The organism is Kineosporiaceae bacterium, assembly GCA_016713225.1.
GTDB lineage: Bacteria > Actinomycetota > Actinomycetes > Actinomycetales > Kineosporiaceae > JADJPO01.
Genome location: JADJPO010000001.1, coordinates 1,135,070 through 1,158,607 on the forward strand (window position 1 = coordinate 1,135,070; position 23,538 = coordinate 1,158,607).

19 protein-coding genes are annotated in these 23,538 nt (G+C 71.3%); 7 read left to right on the forward strand and 12 right to left on the reverse strand.

Translation table 11 applies throughout. The features are described from left to right. Positions 1-116 precede the first annotated feature (116 nt). The 3 genes from IPK24_05145 to IPK24_05155 are packed head-to-tail and all read right to left on the reverse strand — an operon-like array spanning position 117 to position 4,363. Entirely contained in the window at positions 117-1,712 is a 1,596-nt protein-coding gene (locus tag IPK24_05145; protein MBK8074957.1) for a HAMP domain-containing histidine kinase, read from the reverse strand. 5 nt (positions 1,713-1,717) lie between these two features. After that, entirely contained in the window at positions 1,718-2,425 is a 708-nt protein-coding gene (locus tag IPK24_05150; protein MBK8074958.1) for a response regulator transcription factor, read from the reverse strand. A 51-nt stretch (positions 2,426-2,476) separates the two neighbouring features. Then, positions 2,477-4,363 (reverse strand): Hsp70 family protein, encoded by a 1,887-nt coding sequence (locus IPK24_05155; protein ID MBK8074959.1) that lies wholly within the window; start codon positions 4,361-4,363, stop codon positions 2,477-2,479. Between the two features lie 158 nt (positions 4,364-4,521). Between IPK24_05155 and IPK24_05160 the strand changes: the two genes are divergently transcribed. Next, positions 4,522-5,187, forward strand: a complete 666-nt coding sequence (locus IPK24_05160) for a hypothetical protein (GenBank protein MBK8074960.1) — start codon at positions 4,522-4,524, stop codon at positions 5,185-5,187. A gap of 8 nt (positions 5,188-5,195) precedes the next feature. Here the strand turns inward: IPK24_05160 and IPK24_05165 are convergent, their stop codons facing one another. The 8 genes from IPK24_05165 to IPK24_05200 form a co-directional block, all read right to left on the reverse strand. After that, on the reverse strand, positions 5,196-6,668 hold the full coding sequence (locus IPK24_05165) for a dynamin family protein (GenBank protein MBK8074961.1): 1,473 nt from the start codon (positions 6,666-6,668) through the stop codon (positions 5,196-5,198). Continuing rightward, positions 6,665-8,509 carry a dynamin family protein gene (locus tag IPK24_05170; GenBank protein MBK8074962.1) on the reverse strand — a complete coding sequence of 615 codons (1,845 nt, stop codon included), beginning with the start codon at positions 8,507-8,509 and terminating at the stop codon, positions 6,665-6,667. The genes IPK24_05165 and IPK24_05170 overlap by 4 nt, the downstream gene beginning before the upstream one ends. Before the next feature lie 103 nt (positions 8,510-8,612). Next, positions 8,613-9,716 carry a hypothetical protein gene (locus IPK24_05175; protein MBK8074963.1) on the reverse strand — a complete coding sequence of 368 codons (1,104 nt, stop codon included), beginning with the start codon at positions 9,714-9,716 and terminating at the stop codon, positions 8,613-8,615. A 120-nt stretch (positions 9,717-9,836) separates the two neighbouring features. Continuing rightward, positions 9,837-12,245, reverse strand: coding sequence for a LuxR family transcriptional regulator (locus tag IPK24_05180; protein ID MBK8074964.1), 2,409 nt, complete (start codon positions 12,243-12,245; stop codon positions 9,837-9,839). An 83-nt stretch (positions 12,246-12,328) separates the two neighbouring features. Beyond that, the gene (locus IPK24_05185; protein MBK8074965.1) at positions 12,329-13,081 is read right to left on the reverse strand and encodes an FAD:protein FMN transferase; all 753 of its coding nucleotides are present in this window, start codon (positions 13,079-13,081) and stop codon (positions 12,329-12,331) included. 44 nt (positions 13,082-13,125) lie between these two features. Continuing rightward, positions 13,126-13,689: an FMN-binding protein gene (locus tag IPK24_05190; GenBank protein MBK8074966.1), complete on the reverse strand. Its 564-nt coding sequence runs from the start codon at positions 13,687-13,689 to the stop codon at positions 13,126-13,128. A gap of 49 nt (positions 13,690-13,738) precedes the next feature. Continuing rightward, a complete protein-coding gene (locus IPK24_05195; protein MBK8074967.1) occupies positions 13,739-15,034 on the reverse strand; it encodes a ferric reductase-like transmembrane domain-containing protein in 1,296 nt (431 codons plus the stop codon). A gap of 309 nt (positions 15,035-15,343) precedes the next feature. After that, positions 15,344-16,996: a DEAD/DEAH box helicase gene (locus IPK24_05200; protein ID MBK8074968.1), complete on the reverse strand. Its 1,653-nt coding sequence runs from the start codon at positions 16,994-16,996 to the stop codon at positions 15,344-15,346. 189 nt (positions 16,997-17,185) lie between these two features. Here IPK24_05200 and IPK24_05205 point away from each other — a divergent pair, with 189 nt between their 5' ends. After that, a complete protein-coding gene (locus IPK24_05205; GenBank protein ID MBK8074969.1) occupies positions 17,186-17,842 on the forward strand; it encodes a PadR family transcriptional regulator in 657 nt (218 codons plus the stop codon). A gap of 93 nt (positions 17,843-17,935) precedes the next feature. Here the strand turns inward: IPK24_05205 and IPK24_05210 are convergent, their stop codons facing one another. Continuing rightward, positions 17,936-20,254 carry a helicase-associated domain-containing protein gene (locus tag IPK24_05210; GenBank protein MBK8074970.1) on the reverse strand — a complete coding sequence of 773 codons (2,319 nt, stop codon included), beginning with the start codon at positions 20,252-20,254 and terminating at the stop codon, positions 17,936-17,938. 43 nt (positions 20,255-20,297) lie between these two features. Between IPK24_05210 and IPK24_05215 the strand changes: the two genes are divergently transcribed. From IPK24_05215 to IPK24_05235, 5 genes are all read left to right on the forward strand, one after another. Next, positions 20,298-21,191 carry an LLM class flavin-dependent oxidoreductase gene (locus IPK24_05215; GenBank protein ID MBK8074971.1) on the forward strand — a complete coding sequence of 298 codons (894 nt, stop codon included), beginning with the start codon at positions 20,298-20,300 and terminating at the stop codon, positions 21,189-21,191. A 49-nt stretch (positions 21,192-21,240) separates the two neighbouring features. Next, entirely contained in the window at positions 21,241-22,152 is a 912-nt protein-coding gene (locus IPK24_05220; protein MBK8074972.1) for a hypothetical protein, read from the forward strand. Positions 22,153-22,252: 100 nt separating this feature from the next. Further along, positions 22,253-22,678, forward strand: coding sequence for a PadR family transcriptional regulator (locus IPK24_05225; protein ID MBK8074973.1), 426 nt, complete (start codon positions 22,253-22,255; stop codon positions 22,676-22,678). Beyond that, positions 22,678-23,370, forward strand: a complete 693-nt coding sequence (locus IPK24_05230) for a hypothetical protein (protein ID MBK8074974.1) — start codon at positions 22,678-22,680, stop codon at positions 23,368-23,370. The genes IPK24_05225 and IPK24_05230 overlap by 1 nt, the downstream gene beginning before the upstream one ends. Further along, positions 23,370-23,513: a hypothetical protein gene (locus tag IPK24_05235; protein MBK8074975.1), complete on the forward strand. Its 144-nt coding sequence runs from the start codon at positions 23,370-23,372 to the stop codon at positions 23,511-23,513. The genes IPK24_05230 and IPK24_05235 overlap by 1 nt, the downstream gene beginning before the upstream one ends. The last annotated feature ends 25 nt before the right edge of the window (positions 23,514-23,538 follow it).

Sequence of the window (23,538 nt, forward strand, 5' to 3'; positions counted from 1 at the left end):
CTGTCATCCCATGATTCCCCTGTCTTGGGCGGAAGCTCCTCGGACGACCGAGGTGAGCGAGATCACCGCGTTCCGAGACCATCGGCCACTCGACGGCGGTGGGTTGACCGGGTGGATCAGTCGGGCAGCGACGTGGCCGGCAGGCTCACGCTGAAGGTCGCCCCGCCCCCCGGGGTGTCCCGGACGGTGACCGCGCCGCCGTGGGCGCCCACCACGGCGTCCACGATCGACAGCCCGAGACCGGAACCGCCTGCGGCGCCCGATGAGGCGGAGCGTCGGCGGGACGGATCGGCGCGGTAGAACCGCTCGAACACCCGCTCGGCCTGCTCGGGGGTCAGGCCCGTGCCGTGGTCGCGAACCTCGAGCACAGCCTGCGCCCCGGCGTCCGATCCGATGGTTCCCACGGCCACCTCGATCGGTGAGCCAGGCGGGGTGTGCCGCACCGCGTTGGCCAGCAGATTGGCGACCACCTGGCGCAGTCGATCCTCGTCACCTGTCACCGGCGCCGGCTGTGGGCCGCCATCGGTCCCGGAGGTGCCGGTTCCGGCCAGACCGATCAGGCGTACTCGACGCTCGGCGTCCAGCGCCCGGACGTCGTGCACGGCGTCACCGGCCAGGACGGCGAGGTCGACCGGTGCGCTGTGGCCGGGCCGTTGCTCGTCGAGGCGGGCGAGCAGCAGCAGATCCTCGACGAGGCGGCCCATGCGGGTGGCCTCGTCCTCGATCCGGCGCATGGTGCGGGGTACCTCAAGGGGCGGCACCGCTCCCTGCCGGAAGAGCTCGGCGTACCCACGCACCGAAGCCAGTGGGGTGCGGAGCTCGTGGGAGGCGTCGGCGGCGAATCGGCGGGTGCGGGCCTCGGATGCCTCGCGAGCGCGGAACGCACCCTCGATCTGCGCGAGCATGCCGTTCAGGGACGAGGTGAGCCGGCCGACCTCCGTGGACGCCGGGCGTTCCGGGATGCGTCGGGACAGGTCGCCTTCGGCGATGGCGGCGGCCGTCACCTCGACCTCGCGCAGGGGCTTGAACGCCCGGCGGATCGCGAACCAGCCGAGCAGCCCGCAGGCCGACAGCACGGCGGCGCCGATGCCGATGGTCAGCAGGCGCAACAAGGCAACGGCCTTGTCGACCTGGTGCAGGCTCTCGAGGATCGTCACCGCACCCGGCGCGTCGAGGTCCTCTACCCGGACGGGGAAGGTCGTGGCGCGCCACCGGCTTCCGTCGGAGGCGTGGACCGTGTACGCCGTGCCCGCCAACTGCTCGGCGCGTTGCCCTGTCACCGCGGGAAAGCTGGGCAGTCGTCGATCCGGGCCTTGGTCGAACCCCGAGGCCGGGGGCAGCGGATCGTGCCCATCGACGCTGAGCTGCACCACGAACGCCGAGGGGAAGCGTCGCCCGTCCGAGGAGAGCAGCCCCCGCAGGAATCGGTCGTCGTCCCGCGCGTTGTCGGCGGTGGCGATGAGCTCGGAATCGATCTGGCGCACCAGGTAGCCGCTGAGGACCCGCTGGACCCCGTAGCCGGTCGCGGTCAGGGCACCCAGCAGCAATACCACCAGCAAGCCGATCAGCCGGGCGCGGAGGGAGGCGGCCTCCCAGCGGACCCCGGCGGCTTCTCGCCATCGCCGGGCACGCGTCGTCCGGTCGGGTTCGGCGACGGCGGACGCGTCGAGGTCCGTGCTGCCGGTGGGGTCGGCGATCATGTCAGAGCTCATCGGACTCAGCCGGCAGGGGGTAGGCGCAATACGTATCCGACGCCCCGCTTGGTGTGGATCAGCGCCGGCTCCTCGACGTCGATCTTGCGGCGCAGGTAGGAGATGTACGACTCGACGATGCCGGCCTCACCGTTGAAGTCGTAGGCCCAGACGTGATCGAGGATCTGCACCTTCGACAGCACGCGGTTGGGGTTGAGCATCAGATAGCGCAGCAGCTTGAACTCGGTGGGGGACAACTCGATCAGGCGGCCACCGCGCCGCACCTCGTGGGAGTCCTCGTCGAGTTCGAGGTCGTGGAAGACCAGCCGCCCGGTGTCGGGGTCGCTGCCGGCCCCGGTGCGCCGCAACACGGCGCGGATCCGGGCCACGACCTCCTCGAGGCTGAACGGCTTGGTCACGTAGTCGTCGCCACCGACGGTCAGGCCCTGCACCTTGTCGGCGGTCTCGTCGCGCGCGGTCAGGAACAGCACCGGGACGTCGCGACCCCGCTCGCGCAGCTTGCGGGTGACGGCGAACCCGTCGAGGTCGGGCAACATCACGTCGAGCACCACCAGGTCGGGGCGGTGCTTGTCGGCCAGGTCGAGGGCTTCGGCGCCGTCGGCAGCGCTGAACACCTCGAAGCCGGCGAAGCGCAGGCTGGCGGTGAGCAGGTCGCGAATGCTGGGCTCGTCGTCCACGACGAGCAACCGGGCCTCGGGAGGTGCAGGGTTCACCGCTTCAGTCTGCCCGCGGTTCCTGGGAGTCGGCTGAACGCTCGCCGAGAGTCAGGGGCTGGCCTGCACCGGACGCAGCGAGATGGTCACCGGCCGCAGACTCGGGGGCTTGGTCAGCGTCTTCGTGGGACTGGGTGCCGGCTGGCTCGCGGTGGGGCTCGGGTGTGAGGTCGGCGAGGTCGTGGTGGTGGTCACGGTCGGCGTGGGCGTCGTCGGTGTCGGGCTGTGGCTGATCGTGGGACTGGCCGACGGGTGTGTGGTCCGAGTGACGGTCGTGGCCTTTCCGCCGCCGCCCTGGCCCGCTCCGCCACCGCCACCGCCACCGTTGGCGTTGGCACCGGCACCGGCACCACCACCAGCTGGCGCGGTCTGCGCCGGGGCCGTGCTGGCCGATTGCGCGGCGCTCTGTGGCACGCTGCGCGTAGCGGAGCTGGTCGTACCGCCGGTCACCTCCTGGCCCGGATCGCCACCATCGATCAACGCGTTGGCGGCCGCCAGGCCACCCAGGACCAGGACCAGGGCCACGATCGTGCCACCCAGCACCCGCCGTCCGTTGCTGCCCGATCGCGCCTCCAGGGCCGCCGAGGCGGCGAACATCGGCGGTGCCGGTGGGGTCGGGGTGGTGCGTGGTGGCACGATGAACGCCGTGTGGACCGCGGGCTCGGCTGGTGTGGTGGGAGGCGTCGCAGCGGTCGAGGAGGGGACGGGGTCGACTCGGGGTTCGGGGTCGGCTCGTGGGGCGGACTCGATCCCGGAGGGGGACTCGATGTGGGGCGTGGGGTCGGCGGGCACCGCGGCGGCCATCACGGCGGCGCCGGCTGCCACGAAACCGGTGGGCGGCACTGCCCCAGCTGGTGGTGTGGGTGCCTGCATGCCGGCCCGACCGCTGGCCAGCCAGGCTGCGCCGAGGGCGACGGCGTGCTTCGGGTGGGTGTCGACGGCCACCGGGCGGCCGAGTTCGGCGCCCACCAGCTGCCCCACGATGGGCATCCGGGAGGAGCCGCCCACGAGCAGCACCGCGTGCAACTGCTCCGGGGTCACCCCCGCCGAGCGCAGCGCCCGCCGCAGAGCCTCGATCGAGTCGTGCAGCGCCGGACGCACCATGGCCTCGAGTTCGCCTCGGGTCAGCCGAACCTCGGTCGACAGCTGGGGCAGCAGCACGGGGATCGTGACGTCGGTGTCCGAGGAGAGCGCCTCCTTGGCATCGGTGCACTCCTCGCGCAGTCGCGCAACCGCCGTGATCACGGTGGGGTCGTCCTCGTCCAGGTCCGCCAGCGCGCCGTCGAGCGCCCGGGCGACGTGGCTGAACACCGCGGCGTCGAAGTCGATGCCGCCCAACCGCTCGATCCCCTCCGGCTGGCCCAGCAGCGTGAAGCCGGACGTGCCCTTGCGCAGCACCGCAGCGTCGAACGTGCCGCCGCCCAGGTCGTAGACCGCGATCAGGGCACCGGGGTCCATCCGCTGCTGCTGGGCATAGAAGATCGCCGCCGCCTCCGGCTCGGTGATCAAGGTGGCCGGCTGTGTCAGGTCCGCGATCCGCAGCGCCTGGCGCAGCAGGTCCATCTTGTACTCGCCCCAGTTGGCGGGGTGGCTGACGCAGATCGAGGCCGGGGCACCCCCCTCTCGGGTGGTCACCTCGTCGACGACGGCCCGCAGCAACCGGCCGGTGAGCGCCTCCGCCGAGTACGGCACGCCGCCCAGCATGATCGGCGTCGTGTCCCCGAGCCGGCGCTTGAACTCCCGTGCCACCCGATGCGGCTCCGTCAGCGCACGCCGACTTGCCGTTTCGCCGGTCAGCACCGTCTCGTCATCGCGCAGCAACACCACGGACGGAATGGCCGCGGTCCGACTGCCCAACGGCGCTACCTCGGCGCGGCCGTCGCGCCACGTGGCGGCGGCGGTGAACGTCGTTCCCAGGTCGATTCCCAGCGCATACATCCGGGGCTCCCAGCGATCGGTCCGGTGCCGGCCCGTGGCCGGCTCGTCTCAGAAGAGCACGTTGCGGCGGATTTGGTAGCCCCCCACCGGCACGATTAGGGGGCGCAGCGGGGATGTCCCCGTAGTGCCCGGGGCGGCGCCCTGCCTACCGTGATGACATGGACCACGTCCGCCCCCTGCACCAGGTCTTCGCCGAACTGGCCGACGCCGCACCCGGCACCGAACCCGGCGATCTCGCATCCGTTCCGGCTCAACTCGATCTGCCCGACGACCTGTTGACCGAGGCGCTGATCAGCTTCGCCGACACGGCACCGGCTGAAGTGGCAGCCCATCTGGCGCCGTTCGTCACCGCGCACAGCCCGATCACGCCAGGCGCCGCTCTGCCGGCGGACGTTGCGCACGGTGTCGAGTTGCTCAGAGGCGCGCCGATCGGGCTCACCCTGGGCGAGCCGTACGTCGCCGACGGCCTGGACGACGGGGCGATGCAGAACGACCTGGGCGCACTGGACGAGCTGGACGGTTGGGAAGGGGTGGGCGGCGAACCGGAGGTGGTGTGGTCGGGGCACGAGCCGGCGACGGACGTACCGGACCTGGTCTTCGGGCAGGGCGGTGCGCCGGCGGAGGCGGAACCGTTCGATCCGGGCCATTCCTGGCTCGCGCCGTCCGGCCCCGACCTGGGTTGGTCCCTGGTCGAGCGCGACGCCAGTGGGCTCGACACGACCGAGAGCCCTTCGGACGAGCTGGGGTTGGCCGCCGCGGTCCCGGAACCGGACGGCGGGTTCGGCACGGGGAACGACGAGATCGATGACCTGCTGGAGGGCTGAACGATCGGTCATCGCCGTGCCTCCTGCGCTGCCATGATCCCCTCACACGAGCGGATGGCGACGCGTGCGGCCATGCTCATCTCGTGACGGGTCAAGGGGTTCTCGGCCCGGCGCTGCCAGCGCAGCAGGGCGGCTGACGCAGCGGCGGTGATCTCGGATGGCCGGGCGTCCGGCGGGAGTCGTAGGCGCAGTGTCGCTGCCGTCCCGGCCCCACCGATCAGGTGTTCCAGTTCGGTGATCACTTCGCTCTTGCCCTGGACGCCCCCGGCCCGGATCGCCGAGAGCACGCGCAGTTCGTGGAAGGGGTGCGCCGACGCGACGATCTCCTCCACCTCGGCGGCCACGGCGCGGCTTCCCGCTCGGGGCTGTGATCGCAGCACGGAGTCCAGCGCCAGCAGGGCCGAGCGACTCTTCAGCACGTCGCGTCGCTCGTAGAACAGCGATCGCAGCACCGAGCGGAGCTCGTCCAGGCCGCTCAGTGTGACCAGCTCGCGGGCCAGGTCCGAGGCCGTACCCACCACCTGCTGGCGCAACAGCGTCGAGCACTTCCGGACGCCGAACACGCCGAACCGGTCGAGCAGGCGCTTGCGCTCCAAGGAGGTCAAGCCCAGTTCGGGCATGGAGTTGACGAAGCGGTCCACGGACAGCAGCAGGCCCTCCACCTCCGGCGCGGTGCGTCCGGCGATCCGGCGCAACTGCCCGACCTCCGCCTCGGTCAGGGTCATCGCCGTCTCCGCCAGCAGCCCGGCCACGGGCACCACCGTCTGGACGACGCGACGCACCGTGGCGTCGCCGGCCAGCCGGCCGGCGATGGTCCGGGCCGAGCTCATGCTGTCGGCTCGACCCACCCCGATCTCGTCCGCGCGGGAGAGCACCCCGATCGCATTGACCGGGTTCGGTCGCGACACCTCGGTGTCGTGGAAGGCGTGCAGGAACTCCACGTCACCGACGTGCAGGTGGCGCATCAGGTAGAGGACGGCGTCCGCCGGTGTCTCCTCGTCGTCGGCGGCCAACAGGTCCCAGGCCCGCCTCGAGACCCGTTCGGACAGCGAGCCGATGCCCGGGGTGTCGATCAGCGTCGTCGCCCGCAGCGCCTGGGACGGCCAGGTCACCACCAGCTCCGACACGTCGTCCGGGGGCCGGCCGCCGAGGTCGACCTCGATCGCCCCGTCGTCCCGGCTGAACCGTCCCGGCAACGGGTCCCCCTCACGAGGGTGGATCATCACCTGATAGGTGTGCCCGTCGAGGTACCAGGTGACGATCCGGGTGCACTCCCCGGCGTCGGTGGGAGCCAACCGTTCCCCGACCAGGGCGTTGAGCAACGTGGACTTGCCCGACTTCACACGGCCGGCGATGGCGACCCGTAGCGGCTCGTCCAGTCGGGCAGCCGTCTCGTCGAGCATGCGGGCGTACGGGCTGCCGCGGTACACGGCCGCCGCCCTGGCGAGCGTGGCCCGGGTGCGGTCCACCAGGCCGGTCATCCGCGGATCTCCTGCGCCGCCTGCGCCAGCCGGCGCAACCGGAGCAGCTCGGCATCGACGTCCCGCAAGCGCTTGTCCCGTTCGGCGTTGGTCCGCTTGACCGCTTCCGAGGCCGACTGCATGGCCTGGGTGAGGGAGGCGCCCAGTTCCTCGGCGCGGGCGGCGTAGTGGTCCCGCAGCTGGCGTTGGATGCGCCGCAGCGTGTCGCGCGAGTCCTTGCCCATCACGAACTGCACTTCGTCGCAGTACCGACGGATGGCGTTCTTGGCCTGCGCCTGGCGGGCCGCGAGCTGGCGGCGCTTCTCCTCCCGCAGGCTGGTGCGCCCCATCATCAACCCGACCGGGATCGCGATCGGGGCCAACCCGGTGAAGCCCAAGAGGGTCGGCAACATCGTGAACATGAGGATTCCGCTGTAGCTGCCCTTGAGCGCCACCATGGTCTGCTTGCGCGCTGTCATCTTCTCCAGCGTGACGTTCACCTCCAGCTGGGTGCGGGTGAGCAGCGATACCGGGTTGTACACCGCGAACGTGCCCAGCACCTCTCCCGACGCCGCGCGGAAGTGTTCGCCCACCAGCAGGCTGAGGTCGGCGGAGCGGTCACGCAGCAGCGTGTAGTTGGCCACCAGGTCATGGGAGATGCGCGCCTCGAGCCAGGGCTCGATCTCGGCCCAGGTGTCCGCGGGATCGTTCGCCTCGATCGCTTCGTCCGCCTCGACGATCACCTGCCGGATCCGGGCGCGCAGATCGTGCTCGATGTCGGCGGACATGTCACCGACACCGTCGGCCAGCGTCTGGTTCCAGCGGGCCGCGGCGCTCTTGAGCTCGTCCGTGCGGCGCTTGGTGGCGGTCAGGTCATCGATCACCCGCTGGGCTCCGGCAGGATCGACCAGAGCGCTGCGTTCGGCGCTGAACTGGTCCGACAACTGCTGGCAGACGGCTCGCACCTCCTGCGCGGCGTCCACGGCGACCTGAGTCCGGCCGCGCCCGGCCACGGTGTCGGCGACGAACCGGACCAGCTCCTTGAATCCGGACTCGACGTTCAGGGCCGTGTCGTTCAGCTGCACTGCTCGCGAGCGCAGGGAGGACGACACCGTCAGCAGCGGGATGTCGTCGCCGAGGCGGCGCAGATGCCCGACGTCGAGGTCGCGGACGGTACGCCATTCCGGATAGAAATCGATCTTGGTGACCAGACAGGCCACGGTGCCGCACAGCTCACGCGCCTGTGCCAGGAAGTCGAGCTCGCTGCGGGTGAGCTCCTGGGACGCGTCGGTGACGAACAGGACGGCGTCGGCCATCGATGTCGCTGCCAGGGTGGCGGCCGCATGGACGGAGCCCAGACCTCCGAGCCCGGGGGTGTCGACGACGACCAGACCGCCGGACAGCATGGTCCGCGGCACCATGACCTCGACCCCGGCGACCGGCGCGCCCGCTGCGGTGTCGGTGTCGGCCCGGCCTCCCTCGACCACGTGTCGGCGGATGTCGGCGATCGGGATGGGTTCGCGCCGAGGAGGGTCCCCGTCGAAGATCAGGTTGGCCCCGGCCTCCGGCGCGTAACGCACGTAGGTGGGCACGGCCGTGGCGATGTCGTCGTCCACGGGACAGGCCGGTGCCCCGATCAACGCGTTCACCAGGGAACTCTTGCCCTGCTTGAACTCGCCGGCCACCACCAGGTGGATCCCGGGCTCGGCCAGCTTGCGCCGAGCCAGGGACAGCCGGGCACCCAGGTCGGGGCGGCCGTAGGCCTCGCACGCCTTCAGCCCCAGCTCGACCACGGAGATGGCGGCTGCGACGGCGTCCGAGGCGCTGCCGGCTCCGGTCGGGCCCGGGGGATCCTGGCTCATGGCTGCTCCGTCCTGCGGGGCTGGTCGTCAGGCACCGGACACGGCAGCGGGGTACTCCGGAACCCGAGGCTCCGGAGTACCCGCTGCTGTGCCGGTCGGTCGTTCACATGTCGGGGGTCTCGTCGTCGTTCACGGTCTGGTCGCCGGGCCCACCCTCGACGTTGACGTTCACGTCGGGGGTGTAGTGGCCGCCCTGGTCACCGTGGCCGCCGTGGTCGCCCTGCTCGTCGTGGTCGCCGCCGGTGCCGCTCGGCAGATCCGCCTGGCGGCTGACCGGAGGCCGCCCCAGCACACCGAGGTCGAGCTCCTGGTTGGCACCGTCGCCGTGCTCCTCGTTGACGTCGGAGTTGACGTTGGTGTCCACGCTCTGGCCGGTGGCGTCGCCGGTTCCGGACAGGCCGGCACCCTCCTCGAGGTAGTTGCCCGAGGCCACGCCCTGGTTGCTGCCGTCGCCGAACTGGAAGCCGGACCCGTTGGCGTCGCCCTGCACGTTGGCGATCTCCGCGGCGTCACCGGTGTTGACCACTCCCGGGTTCGGGCCGGCCACCTGTGCCGCCTCGTCCCCGGTGTTGAACTGCCCGAGCTGCAGGCCATCCTGGTTGAGGATCGCGTCGTCGCCCGAATTGGACTGGGCGTCGCCGCCGTCGGACTGGGCCGCCGAGGATCCCGGCCCGGTCGCGGCGGCCTGGTCGCCATCGCCCGAGTTGACGGCGTTGTTGTCGCCCGAGACGTCGATGTGGTCGTTGTCCACGTCGATGTCACCGGTGAAGTTGCCGATGAAGGTGGTGTCCGAGGAGTTGTCGACGATCGTCTGCTCGTAGTAGTTCTGCGTCACGGCCTGCACCACCTGGGCGTTGCCTCCGCCGGCGTGACCGCCACCGCCACCGCCGTGACCACCGCCACCGCCGTGACTACCGCCGCCACCACCACCGGTGGCGGTGCTGCCACCCTGGTAGACGGTGTTGCCGGAACCGTAGGTCTGGCTCATGTCGGTCAGGTAGTTCTGCATCACCGGCGAGAGACCAGGCGCCGTGCACATGTAGTCGAAGACCTCGCCCATGTCGGCGTTCTCGACGTCTGCGTCGGAGACCCCGGTGGCTGCCTTGGCCTCGGCCAGGGCGGCGTCCGGGCCGAGGCCCAGCACGTTCTTCAGCGCGTTCAGGAGCATGTCGCCAACCTGCACGGCGGCGGTGGTCACATCAGGCATTGTCCTTCTCCCTCTGTTCTAGGCCCCTCCGAGTGGCTGGGCTGGCCCTTCCATGGTGTTTCCCCACCGATCCGTGTCACATCGGGGCAACCCCTCATGCCTAGAGCACGCAGTAGGGGATTAGATACCTGACGGTTCCTCCTCCCGGAACGCCTCGCGCAGGGCAGCCATGAACTCGGCCCGGCTCGTCGCGCCGAACTTGCCGCGGATTCGCGCCACGTGGTGTTCGACGGTCTTGGGGGCGATGTACAGCCGGGACCCGATCTCGCGGTGGGTGTGACCGGCCAGGACGAGCCGCGCCACCTCCACCTCGCGCTCGGACAGGCCGGTGAGCCGGGAGTCCCCGGCCTCGCCGGGGTCGGGCACGCTGGACGTCGAGGCCGTCGGCTCGTGGCCCGACAGGTCGCGGGCACACTCCAAGAGGCGCCGGGCCGCGGCCGGGTCGGTGCTGCGGATGGCAGCCTGGCCGGCCAGCCGGGAGGCCTCCCAGGGGAGTCCGGCGTGGGCCAGCGCGGCGGCCGCGGCGAGAACCGTCGCAGCGTTCACCGTGCCGGCCAGGGCATCGGCCCAGACGCCGGCCGCTGCGCATTGCGCCCGCTGCCGTGGTCCGGCAGCGGCAACCTCCTCCAGCCGGCGCGCGGCAGCAGCGGCCGCCGGTGCGTCCTCGCCCACCACGGCGATCTGCAGCCGCACCCACCCCGCGGCTACGGCCCAGTCCGACCCGGGGGCGAGGTGTGCCACTGCCTCCTCGATCAGCTGCAGTGCCGGCTCGATCCGCTGGTGGCGGCGCAGCCTGGCCGCGGCGACGGCGAGTTCCTCGACCAGCTCGATCTGGAACAGGTCCACAGCCCGGCGGGCCAGCACGGGCTCGACCGCGTTCCATGCCTCGCCGAGGGCGGTGATGTCCCCGCAGCGGCGGGCCAGCCCGGCGGCCAGGGCTGCGGCGACGAGGCGGTCGCGGCCCGACAGGTCGGTCGACCCCAGGCGGCGCAGTTCGGCGACGGCCGTGTCGTACCGTCCGGTGCGCAGCCGAACCCAGGCCAGTAACAGCCGGTGCCGTTCGGTGGCGCGCGGACCACCGCAGCCGCGGTCGAGTGCCCGTTCGAGCAGCTGCTGCGCGGTGGTCGGATCACCCGCGGCCACCGCGATCAGTGCCCCGAGGGCGTGCGGGGTGTCGGGCAGCACGAGGGGAGGCGGTGCCGTTTCGAGCGCCTCGGCAGCCTCGATGAACAGCGGCAGAGCCACGGCAGTCTGTGCCGAGTTGATCACCGCCTGTGCCAGCAACCGGATGGGTGCTGCTGCCGGTCCGGTCGCTGCCCGGCGTGCCTCGTCGAGTCGGCCGGTGGACACCAGGGCCGGGACGGCGAGGCATGGCCCGAGTGCCCCGGCGTCCAGCAGCGCCTGTGCCGAACGATCGGCGCGGCCCTGATGAGCCGCCATGGCGCCCACCACCAACTGCAGGCGCGCGGCGTCCGCGGGATCAGGTGTCGGGACGGCGTCGGGATCGATCGCCACGCCGAGTGTCGTGGCCGCCTCGGCGCGAGCGATCGCCACACCACGGGGGTCGGCGCCGGCCTCGACAGCGTCGTCGAACCACCCGAGGGCAGCGGCCGGATCGCTGAAGCGCAGCCGCTCGCCGGCGCTCTGATAGGCCTGTGCCGCGAGTGCGGAACGGGCTCGCGCAGTGCGCAGTTGGACCGCCGAAACCACCGGGTCCGTGGCCGCCGAGAGCATGGCCGAGCCCACCAGGTCGTGCAGCCCTCGCCGCTCGGTCGGGGTGAGATCGGCGAGCACCGAGGCCGCGACGGCCGGGACCACCCGTTCCCCGTCGGCCGCGAGCAGGCCGGAGTCCCGCAGTTCACGCATCGCCGCCATCAGCTGCGGCGGCGTGCTGCCGGCGGCGGCGGCCAGCACCGTGTCGTCCAGCTCCAGCCCCAACGCGAGAACGCGCAACAGCCGGGCCACGTCCGGGTCGAGCGCGGTGATCCGGCGATGCACCCGAGCCACCAGGTCTGCGGGGATCTCGCCAGGCGAGGCAGCGATCAGCGTCGCTGCGACGGCGGGCAACCCGGCAGAGTGCGCGACCAGACTCGCGGCTGCATCGGGCGCGAGCAGCTCACCGGTCCGACGGCGGGCCAGTTCGGCCATCTCGTGGGCGCCCAACGGCTGAAGCCGCTCCACCCGCCCTCGCGCGGCGGCGACGCCGTCGAGGTCGGCCAGGGCCGGGCTGTCGATGCTCGGCCGGCGAGCGATCACCAGGTTCGCGCCGCGACGTCCGGCGTCGGTGATCAGGCGCAACGTCTCGATCGGCAGCGCATGGGCGTCGTCGACCAGCACCGTGAAACCGTTGCCGGCCGCCTCGTCCAGGGCACTCGTGAGCTCGGCCAGAGGCGGTGGCGGCGCGGTGATTCGCACCACCGAGACCGTGACCGAGGCGGCAATCTGGTCCAACCGGTGAGTGCGGCCGGACCCGTCGACTCCCACGATCACCGTCGGAGGTGTCGCGGAGGAGCCTCCCCGACCCGACATGCGGCCGATCCTAGTCAGGGCTGCTCGGGCAGGCGATGGTCTTCGATCAGCGGGATTCTCGTCCCGTCGGGGGCGAGGACGTCTCAGCCGGAGCGGATCTCGCCGTCAGGTGTGACCACCAGCCAGGTGTGGTCCGCCAGGGTGCGCAGCCAGTCGGCGGCGCCGGCGCCTCGGGCGAACGCTGCGGTGGCGTAGACGTCCGCCCACATCAGTGACGGGCCGATCACACTCACCGATGCCAGCTCGGTGGCCGCCGAACCCGTTGCCGGAGAATAGATATGGTCGCCGCGAGCGGCGGTTCCGGAGGTGGCCAGCCCCCCGGCGCGCAGCTCGATCGTGGCGAGCACCGTCGTCCGGTCGAGGGGGTTCTCGACACCGAGCCGCCACGGCTCGCCGTCCTCGCGGGCACACCAGACCGCGATGTCGCCACCGGCGTTGACCAGGACGTCGTGCTCGGGCAGGACGGCGGCCAGCTGCGCGCAGGCCCGCTGCACCGCCCACCCCTTGACCAGGCCGGTGGGGTCGAAACTGTGCCCGCCGGCGCCGTCCGGGCGGTCGGCGTCGAACCAGCCCTCGGTGATCTGGCGAGCCTCGTCGCACAACCGCGCCACCTCACGGACCTGCGCCGCGGCATCGCGCAGCCTCAGCTCGCCGCGCGCCAGGCGGCTGATCGGGCTGTCGGCGCGGTAGGTGCTGAAGGTGGCGTCGACCTCACGCAGGGATTCGAAGGCGGCGGTCACGGCGGCGTCGATCGTGCCGGACCTGGCAGCGTCGACCGCCGTCTCACCCCGGGTCAGACCTGGGCCGCGCAGGTGAATGCTGATCGGCATGCCCATGATCTGCTCGACCCAGGCTCGTTTGCCGGGTGTCGCGGTGTCGGTCACAGGTGGGCTGCGTCCATCGCCGACTGCAGCGAGCGCTTGTACGCCTCGCTGGTGACGGTCGCGCCCGAGACGCTCTCGATCTCTGCTGATTGCCACTTCACCGCGGCGGCGTTGAGCAGCGGCACCGCGTAGTTGTTGATCCGCTCGTCGTGACCGTTGTTCATCGGCACCTGGGTCACCACGGACTTGATGATCTTTGTGGCACGGACCGTGATCTTCACCTGCACGGGGCCGAACTGGGTGTCGACGGCATCGCCCAGGTAGCTCTTGGAGCTGGTCGTGGCCGCCTTGGTCGTGGTGGCGGGCGTCGGCTTGCGCGAGGTGGCGGCGGGCGAGGGCGTCACCGAGGTCATCGAGGGCGCGGGGGTGGGACCTGTGTCGGCCGGCGCCTCGAGCGTCGGCGTCGGCGTCGGCTCGGTGTCGGGCTCCTGCCCGTCCAGGGCCGAGGCCGCTGCGGGGTCGAGTGCCGTGGTCGTGGTCTCGTTGCGACTGGTGTGGTAGCTGAAGAGCAACACCAACCCACTGATCGTGCTCATCACCGCTATGACGATGCGGCGCATGGTGCTCCCATCGTTCGACGGCTCGTCGGTGGCCGGCGGCGGTACCGGATCACCACGAGAACCGTTCACTGTGGATTCGTTCGGCCGGAACCCCGCAGGTGCGGGCGGCCGCGGCAGCTGCATCCATCCACTCCTGGGCGCCGCAGAGGTAGATGTCGTTGAGCGCGATGTCGGGCACCAGTTGGGCCAGCGCCTCGGCGTCGCTCAGGTGGGCAGCCGACTCCGGCAACCAGCTGGAGCGGGTGCGGATCCGATGACCGATCACGTAGTAGACCCGGGCGCCCGTGTGGGCGGCCAAGGCGTCGAGTTCGGCCCGTAACACGAGATCGTCCTCGGTGGAGGCTCGGTAGATCAGCGTGATCTCACCCGGCTGCTGCTCGAAGTCCTCCAACAGGGCGCGCAGCGGGGTGATCCCGATGCCGGAGCCGATGAGGGTCACCTTGCGTCGAGTCCGGACGCCGCCGTGCAGCCGCCCGTAGGGACCTTCCACGATCACCCGGGTGCCCGGGCGCAGGCGGGCCAGTGAGGCGCTGTTGTCGCCGAGGGCCTTGACCGTGATCCGGACCCGATCGCGAGTGGGCACGGCCGACAGGGAATAGGGGTTGCCACGCGTCCAGCCGCCCCGGTCGCGGAATCGCCAGGTCAGGAACTGGCCCGCTCCGGCGAGCCGATCCAGTCGGCGGCCACGGACCACGACGGACACCACCCCGGGACCTTCCGGGACGACGCGCTCCACGCGCATCCGGTGGGAGTAGGTGCGCCACAGCGGGACGCCGACCCGCCAGATCAGGATCGCGCCGAGGGCGGCGATGTACAGCGACCACCAGTAGATCCGGGCGATCGGGGAGTGGGTGAAATCGGCGCCGGTCCACAGCTCGTGCGGGATCGACAGACCCACGCCCAGGTAGGCGTACAGGTGCAGCAGGTGCCAGGACTCGTAACGCAGCGTGGCGCGGGCGCGCTTGATCGAGGTTCCGGCGACCAGGAGCAGCAGAACGGTCGCCGCCGTCGCCAGCAGCATGCCGGGGTAGTCGACCACGAACTCCCAGGTCTGGCGCAGGATGTTGACGTCGTCGGTGATCGAGTAGCCCAGGATGAGTGCGGCGATGTGGATCAGCATGGTGGTGACCGAGGCGAACCCGACCCACCGGTGCCGTATGGCCAGCTCGTCCTGACCGTAGGCGCGCTCGACCACGGGGATCCGGGCCATCAGCAGGACCTGGATCAGCAACAGGTCGGCCGAGATCAGGCCGATCAGCCGCCCGAGGCTGGTCAGGCCCTCACCGACGGTGCCCAGCTCCTGGACGCCGCCGTTCATGACCCACAGAGCGACGACGACCAACATGCTGGCCCAGGTCAACGAGCCCACGGCGTCCCGCCACCAGCTGGGGACCAGCAGCCGATGGGGACGCAGCGCACGGGGCCGCGACGGGGTCGTGGTTGCCCAGCCACCGGGTCGGGTCAGGCCGTCTGGGTCGAGTACCGCGGTCAAAGCATCCTCCGGGCGTGGCGTCCGGTTCGGGTGGCCGACCGACGCCTCGGTAACGTCTCTGATCAACTCTCGGTGACGTTCCTGTGAAGAGTCTGGACGCAGGCCATGCGTCGGCGATGTGATTCGGCTCAACGTCAACGCCGGGTCAACGTCGGTCAGCGATCAAGATGACGTGCCGTTCAGCACCTCGTCGGCGTCCACGATGCGGTAGGCGTACCCCTGTTCGGCCAGGAATCGCTGCCGGTGGGCGGCGTACTCCTGATCGAGGGTATCCCGCGCGACGAGGGCGTAGAAGCGGGCGGTACGTCCATCCGCCTTGGGGCGCAGGATGCGCCCGAGGCGCTGTGCCTCCTCCTGACGGGACCCGAAGGCGCCGGATACCTGGATCGCCACACTGGCCTCGGGCAGGTCGACCGAGAAGTTCGCCACCTTGCTCACCACCAGGGTCTGCATCTGGCCGTCGCGGAAGGCGGCGAAGAGCCGCTGCCGCTCCTTGACGGTGGTGGCACCGGTGATCAGGGGTGCATCGAGGCGCGCCGCGAGTTCGTCGAGCTGGTCCAGATACTGCCCGATGATCAAGACCTGATCGCGGCGGTGCGAGGCGACCAGGGCCTCGACGACACGGCCCTTCTCGGGGGCGCTGGCGCACAGGCGGTAGCGGTCCTCCGGTTCGGCGGTGGCGTAGACCAGCCGGTCGCGTTCGGGCAGAGTGACCCGCACCTCGACGCAGTCGGCCGGCGCGATGTAGCCCTGGGCCTCGATGTCCTTCCACGGTGCGTCGTACCGCTTGGGGCCGATCAGTGAGAAGACGTCGCCCTCCCGTCCGTCCTCGCGCACCAGGGTGGCCGTCAGGCCGAGCCGACGGCGCGCCTGCAGATCGGCGGTCATCCGGAAGATCGGGGCCGGCAGCAGATGCACCTCGTCGTAGACGATCAGCCCCCAGTCGCGGGCGTCGAACAGTTCGAGATGCGGGTAGACACCCTTTCGACGCGTGGTGACCACCTGGTAGGTGGCGATGGTGACCGGGCGGATCTCCTTGCGGGCACCGGAGTACTCGCCGATCTCGCTCTCGGTCAACGACGTCCGGTGCAGCAGCTCGTCACGCCACTGGCGGGCGGCCACGGTGTTGGTCACCAGGATCAGGGTGGTGGCGCTCGCCCGGGCCATGGCGGCAGCCCCGACGATGGTCTTGCCGGCACCACAGGGCAGGACGACGACCCCTGAGCCGCCGTGCCAGAAACCGTCTGCGGCCTGCTGTTGGTACGGCCGCACCGTCCAGCCGTCCTCGGCGAGCGAGATCGGGTGCGCCTCGCCGTCCACGTAGCCGGCGAAGTCCTCGGCCGGCCAGCCCAGCTTGAGCAGCACCTGCTTGAGATGGCCGCGTTCACTCGGGTGCACCAGCACTGTCTCGGCGTCGACGCGGGCGCCGACCAGGGGGATCACCTTGGTGCTGCGCAACACCTCCTCGAGTACCGGGATGTCGAGGGCGTGCAGCACCAGCCCGTGGGTGGGATGGGCCATCAGCTGCAGCCGGCCGAAGCGGGACATGGTGTCGGCGACGTCGACCAGCAGCGCGTGGGGCACCGGATAGCGCGAGTAGCGCAACAGGATGTCGACCACCTGCTCGGCGTCGTGGCCGGCGGCGCGCGCATTCCACAGCCCCAGCGGGGTGAGCCGGTAGGTGTGGACGTGCTCGGGAGCTCGCTCCAGTTCGGCGAAGGGCGCGATGGCCTGGCGACAGGGTGCGGCGTCGGGGTGGTCGACCTCGAGCAGCAGCGTCTTGTCGCTCTGCACGATCAGGGGTCCGTCGCTCACCCGCCCCACTCTAGGTGGCCCCACCGACACCACGTCGCCGTGATGTTGCGGTCGATGCATTAGCGATATATCGTCAAGCCATCGACAGAACATCGTTGAAAGGAGACTGTCGTGAAGAGACACCCGAAGTCGCCCCCGTGGCGACGCTTCGGCGGCCCCGGTCATCCAGGGCCTGATATGCACATGTCCATGAGCCACGAAGAGTCCGGCCCGAGCGAGGGGTTCGACCCCGGTGAGCCAGGGTTCGGGCCCGGCTTCGGCCGTGGTCCGGCGGGGTTCGGCCCCGGTGGGTTCGGCCCGCCCTTCGTGCCTCCGTTCGCCCGGGGTCACGGGCACGGTCCCTGGGGTGGCGGACGGCGAGGCCCCGGCGGACGACGAGGCCGCCGCGGCAACGTGCGCGCCGCCGTCCTGGCGTTGCTCTCCGAGGGCGCGCGACACGGCTACGCGATCATGAACGAGCTCGCCGAACGCAGTGGCGGCCTGTGGCGGCCGAGCCCCGGCTCCGTCTACCCGGTGCTGGCCCAGTTGCAGGACGAGGGCCTGGTGGTGGTCGAGGAATCCGAGGGTCGGCGCAACTTCTCCCTCACCGAGGCGGGTCGCACCTACGTGGCCGAGCACGCCGAAGAGATGTCCGAGCCGTGGAAGGCCGCCGATGCCGGACCGGCCGAGCGGGTCAAGAACCTGATGGACGGTTTCCGGGCGCTCGCCGCGGCTGTCGAGCAGGTCGCCCGACATGGTGACGAGGCCCAGGCCACCGCGGCGGCCGCCGTCCTGGACGACGCGCGCAAGCGGATGTACCGCGTGCTGGCCGGCGACGAGAGCTCAGGCGGCGACACCGCCGAATAACCCGTGATCATGCAAACCGTGCACGCTCGTGAATCACTTCACGAGCGTGCACCGTTTGCATGATCACGGGGGAAACGTGCACGGATTACATGATCACCGGGGGTCGGCGAGGGGGGTGACGCGGGTGACTCGGGCGATGGGGACGGTGAGGATGCGGGCCGTGGAACGGTCGAAGGCCTGCAGTCGCCCGGCGGCCACCTCGATGGGTTCGACCAGGCGCTGGCCGACCCGGCCCTCTCCGTCGACATAAGCCACCCACACCGGGCTCCGGCGGGCCATGGCCTGGCTCAGCTGGATCAGCACGGTGGCCACGTCGGCCGGGGTGGGAGGCAATCCCGGTGGCGGGTCCAGGGCGCCGTCCAGACGGCGGGCGGTGGTGTCGTGGGCCGCGAGCTCGGTCAGCCGCAAGGCGGTGGCCGCCGACAGCAGCGAGGCGCGGCTCGGTGCCGGCGGTGCCTGGTGGGCCATCACCGGACGGCGCCGCGCCCCGGTACGGTGCACCGGCGGCGGCGCGACCACCACCGTTCCGTCGGCTGCCTCGGCCGCGGGGGCCAGACCCATGGCGCGCAGGACCTCGAGGACCGCGGCCGGGTCGGCCTGGGCCGCCAGCACGGTGGGCGCCAGCCGTCGCAACTGCAGCGAGTCCGCGCGCCGGTCGGAGACCAGTTCGGACAGTGCCGCCTCGTCGTCGCTGCGAATGAACGACCGGGCCGCGCTGACCCGCAGCCGGCCGTGGCGCCGAGCGGTGTCGCCGATCAGGTACTCGAGTGGCTGCGGCACCGGGGTGCGGGAGTGCTGCTGGAGCCAGGTCAGGATGTCGTCGCCGCTGCGGCCGGCGTCCAGCGCTCGCCGCACCGAGGCCGCGCTGAAGCGCAGAACCGTTGCGCCCCCGCGGCTCTCGACGTCGGCCAGCAGGTCGAGCTCTCGGGCGACGTAGCGGTCCAGCGGGCCGGGGGCGACGGCGGTCAGGTCGGCCTGTAGCAGGATGTGGTCGACCGGCGCGGGCAGGGCCGCACCGAGCAGGACGGCGGCCCGCCGGGCGCCGTCCTCGGTCTCTACCAGCAGCTCTCGGCCCGGGGCGGCGACGGCGACCCCGTCGGTTCCGGCAGGCCCCAACAGGCCCAGCCAGACCCCTTCGCCGACAACGGCTTCGAGCAACCGTCGACGCCCCGGTCCGGTGCGGCGCGGCGTCGTCCAGGCGTAGCGCTCGATGAGGTCCGTCGGGGTGGTGCCCTGCTGTGCCGGCAGATCGGCCAACGTTCGCAGCAGCCACGTCCGCATGCCGACAGCGACCGGCCGCGTGAGGTCCGGGCCGAGCGCACTGCGCGGCGCGTCCCGCTCGTCGCGGGTGCCCACCAAGTGCGGGCAACGAGGGCTGCTCAGGTAGGCGCGGGCCAGCTCCACCCAGCGTTGTGGGACGTCGCGAGCCAGCCAGACGTCGACCTCCGGCGTGGGCGCCCAGTGCGGGTCGATCTCGCCGTCGTCGGCGATCAGCCCGGCGGCGTAGGCGATCTCGACGATGCGCGCGGCGTCGGTTTCGTCCACCTCGAGCCCGGCTGCGGTGCGTTTCAGTTCGCGGACGCCCAACCCACCGGCACGAAGCACCGGTGGTGGCGTCGTGCCCCACAGCTGCGCCAGGGCCGCCACCAACCTCACCGCTTCGGAGGCAGCCTGCGCGGCATGGGTCTCGGCCTGGGGCGCCGGGCGCAGCGGCAGGTCCGGGGCGTCGACGGCCGGTTCGCGATGGGTGCGCCCGGCGCGCAACCGCAGTGCGACCTCGCGCGGCACCACCACGTGCTCGCTGTCGGCGACGGCGAGCAGGCCGCGGGCCAGCAGCCACTCCAGCGGCGCCTGGCTGGCCTCGTCCACCGGTCGATCCGCGTGGGCCACCTGGCCGCGAGGGCCGTCCCAGGTGAGGCGGTCGAGGACGGCGCGGGCGCCGTCCGGTGCCTCGTCGAGCAGTTCGCTCACCCGGGCCGGGGTCAACCCGGTCACCGGGCCGAGCCCCGCCGGGTAGGGGGCGAAGCACTCGTGCGCCGCGCGCACCGGGGTGAGCTGGTCGTCCGGCCCCCAGATCAGGGCCAGGGTGCGCAGCCGGTCCAGGGCCGGGCCCGCCGGCGCGCCCCAGGCGGCGCTCACCTGGGTGGCCGTGATCGCCTCGGTGGTGCCGGTCAGGGCGACGACGGTCTCGAGCACCTGCAGCGTGGCGAGGTCGAGGGCGTCGACGGCGAGTTGCACGCTGGGGCGCATGGCGGCCCGCTGGGCCAGCGCCCCGAGGTCGTGGGGCAGCGGGATCGCCAGATCGGGTCGGGCATGGAGCAGATCAGCCAGCGCCTCGTCGTCCCGGCGGCGTAACTCGTCGGCCAGGCTGCGTGGCGGCGCGGCGGCAGCGGCGGATCGGCGAGGGGACACCCGTCCAACGCTACGCGCTGGCGCGGCCCGCTACGGTGTGCCGGTGCGGATCGGGATGATCGTGCTGCCGATGCGCCGGTGGGCGCAGCAGGAGCACCAGTGGCGCGAGGTCGAGCGTCTGGGCTTCGACCATGCCTGGACCTATGACCACCTCACCTGGGATCCCTATGTCGGGATGCCTTGGGGAGCAACGATTCCCACGTTGGTTGCGGCCGCCACGGTGACCTCCCGCATTCCGCTGGGAACCTGGGTCGCCTCGCCGAACTACCGGCACCCGGTGCCGTTCGCCCGCGAGTTCACCGCGCTGGACGACATCAGTGGCGGGCGCGCCGTGTTGGGCATCGGCGCCGGCGGCACCGGGGCGGATGCCTCGGTGCTCGGTGAGCCGCTCGCTCACCCGGCCGAGCGCGCCGCGCGGCTCGAGGAGTTTGTCGAGCTGCTGGACGCCGTGATGACCCGGCCGTCGACCTCGCACGTCGGGAAGTACTACCGGGTGGTCGACGCCGAGACCACCCTGAGCTGTGTGCAGCGACCCCGGCTGCCGTTCGTGGTGGCCGCCAACGGTCCTCGATTGATGCGGCTGGCCACTCGGTTCGCTGCCGGGTGGGCGACCACCGGGTCGCCGTCCGTCGTGCGCGGTGAGACCGACGACGACGTCTGGTGGCGTGGGGTCGCCGAGCTGTCCGCCCGCTTCGACGAGGTGCTCGCGGCCTCGGGCCGCGCGCCGTCCTCGATCGATCGGTACCTGTCGGTGGACGCCGCCCCGACCTTCGCGCTGGTCTCGCTCGAGAAGTTCCGGGACGTCGTGGGCCGGGCGGGTGACCTGGGCTTCACCGATGTGGTGGTGCACTGGCCGGTGCCGGGGGCGCCGCGGTATGACGCGCCGGAGTCGATGGTCGAGACGGTGGCCGCTGAGCTCGCATCGGTGCAAGGTTGACGGATCGGTGGGGCCCGCCACAGGCGTCGGGCACCTGAGAGGGCAGGACATGGCGAGGAGAACGACGACGGCGGCGCCGGCTGCGCGCACGGTGTATCTCGGTCTGCTGTCGGACAAGCAATGGCCGGGGGCGCTGTCCGCCAAGGGGGTGCAGCTGGCCAACGGCAGCTTGGCGCCGACGCTCGACCGTTACTACGTGCCCGTGGCCCCGCGCGCGAAGACGCGGTGCATCGACGGGCGCCACGACCCGAGCCTGGACGAGTCGATGCTGGGGCCGCAGGTGCCCGGTGGCGCACCCGGGTCGGCGTTGGCCTACCGGCTGGGGGTGGACAAGGACGACCTGACGCGCGGCACGTTCACCGGTGACGCCGAGATGATGATCGAGGCCTACCTCCGGCAGGGACTGTCACCGGGTGGCCACCGCGACAATCGCGAGCATGGCCACGACGTCGGCTGCGGGGCGATCGACGGGCTGCGTCAGGTGTTGGACTGCATGATCGACCCGACGTTGGTCGAGGACCACAAACGTCTGGTGCGCACCATCCTGGACACCGACTTCAATCGCGATCACTACCTGCGCGTGCTGGGCGGAGGACTGGTGCTGCGCAGTCGTTCGGAGGGCTACTTCGCAGGACGGCGCGACATCCTGGATCTGCTCGAGCGCAAGGCACCGAACAGTATCTCGGTGCTCGAAGGCCATCATCAGGAGGCCTATGTGATGGTCAACCTGGTGCCCTCGACCACGTTGTCGTCGAACCGGTTCGCGGCGGATCAGGGCGGCTCACAGGCCTTCGGCTACGACCTGTGGCGCTCGCGTCAGCTGGCGCAGATCCTGTTTCCGCTGCCCTCGCAGCAGCTCGATCGGGAACGCTTCATCCATGCCCGGGTGATGCTGACCATCGCGACCCTGATGGCGCTGACCGACGGATCGCTGGCGATGATGGTCCGGCTGCCGCTGTAGACCTCTCATGATCACCGTGTGATCGCCGTTTCCGCCGGTTCAGCCGGAGCGAACTGCGATCTGATGGTGATCATGGTTGATGTCAGCTACCTTGTGACGCATGGAACCCGGTGAGGCACGAGTGCTGCCTCAGTTGCGCCGCGGCGCGCTGGAGTTCTGCGTGCTGGCGCTGCTGCGCTCGACCCCCCGCTACGGATTCGACATCGTGCGTGAGCTCAGTGAGGCCGATGGTCTGCTGACCAGCGAGGGAACGATCTATCCGCTGCTGTCGCGGCTGCGCAAGGAGGGCCTGGTGACCACCACCTGGCAACCCTCGGACGCCGGCCCGCCGCGGCGCTACTACGCCCTGACCGGCGATGGCCGTACCGCGTTGGATCGGTTCGGTCAGGACTGGCGCCGGTTCCGGGATGCGGTCGACCGGGTGCTCGGGTCGGGCTCGGGGTGGCCCGAGCACCCGCGTCCGGCGGTGACGGAAGCGGAGTCCGACGTGGTGGTCGTCGGGCCACCGGCGGAGAGGAGAGACTGATGTCCGTGGGATTGGATCATCCGCTGGTCGCGGCCTATCTACGACGCCTCGACGAGGCCGCGGTCGGGTTGCCGGCCGGACGGCGCGGCGAGCTCGTCGAAGAGATCCGCGGTCACGTGGCCGACGCGCTGCTGGCCGTCGGGGACGACGAGCCCGCAGTGCGTGGGGTGTTGGACCGGTTGGGCTCGCCCGAGGACATCGTGGCCGCCGAGCGGGAGGGTGGCCTGGCCTCCGAGCCACCGGGGTATGTGGGTGCGGCGAACCCCTTTGCGGGGCACACCTACCCGTCGAGCCATCCATCGGGTTCGGCCTACCCGCCGAGCTCGGCTCCGCCCGCGCCCTACCCGTCGAGCCCCTACCCCAGCGGGCCGACGCCGGCTCGCACCTGGGGTCCGGTCGAGATCATCGCGGTGGTGGGCCTGACCATCGGCGCCTTCGTCCTGCCGGTGATCGGCCCGATCATCGGCCTGGTCTGTGCCTGGGTGTCGACGCAGTGGACCCGCCGCGAGAAGATCGTCGCCACCATCTGGACGGCGTTGATGCCACTGGTGATCGTGCTGGCCGGGGCCGCGGTGTTCATGGTGCGCGCCGACACGTCGAGTTCGACGGATCAGGCGCCGATCATCGTCGATGAGCCGGCCCAGCCGATGCCGAGCATGCAGGCGAGTCCGAGCATGGGGGTGAGTCCCTGATGGGCATCGTCGGTGGGCTCGCGAGCCTGCTCATGCTGGCCCTGGCCCTGGCCGGCCTGTTCGGCCCCGTGATCGCGGGCGTCTACCTCATGATCCGGCTCAACGCGCGGGCCGGCGGTCCCCACGCCACAAACCCTCGGTGATCATGTAATCCGTGCACGCTCGTGA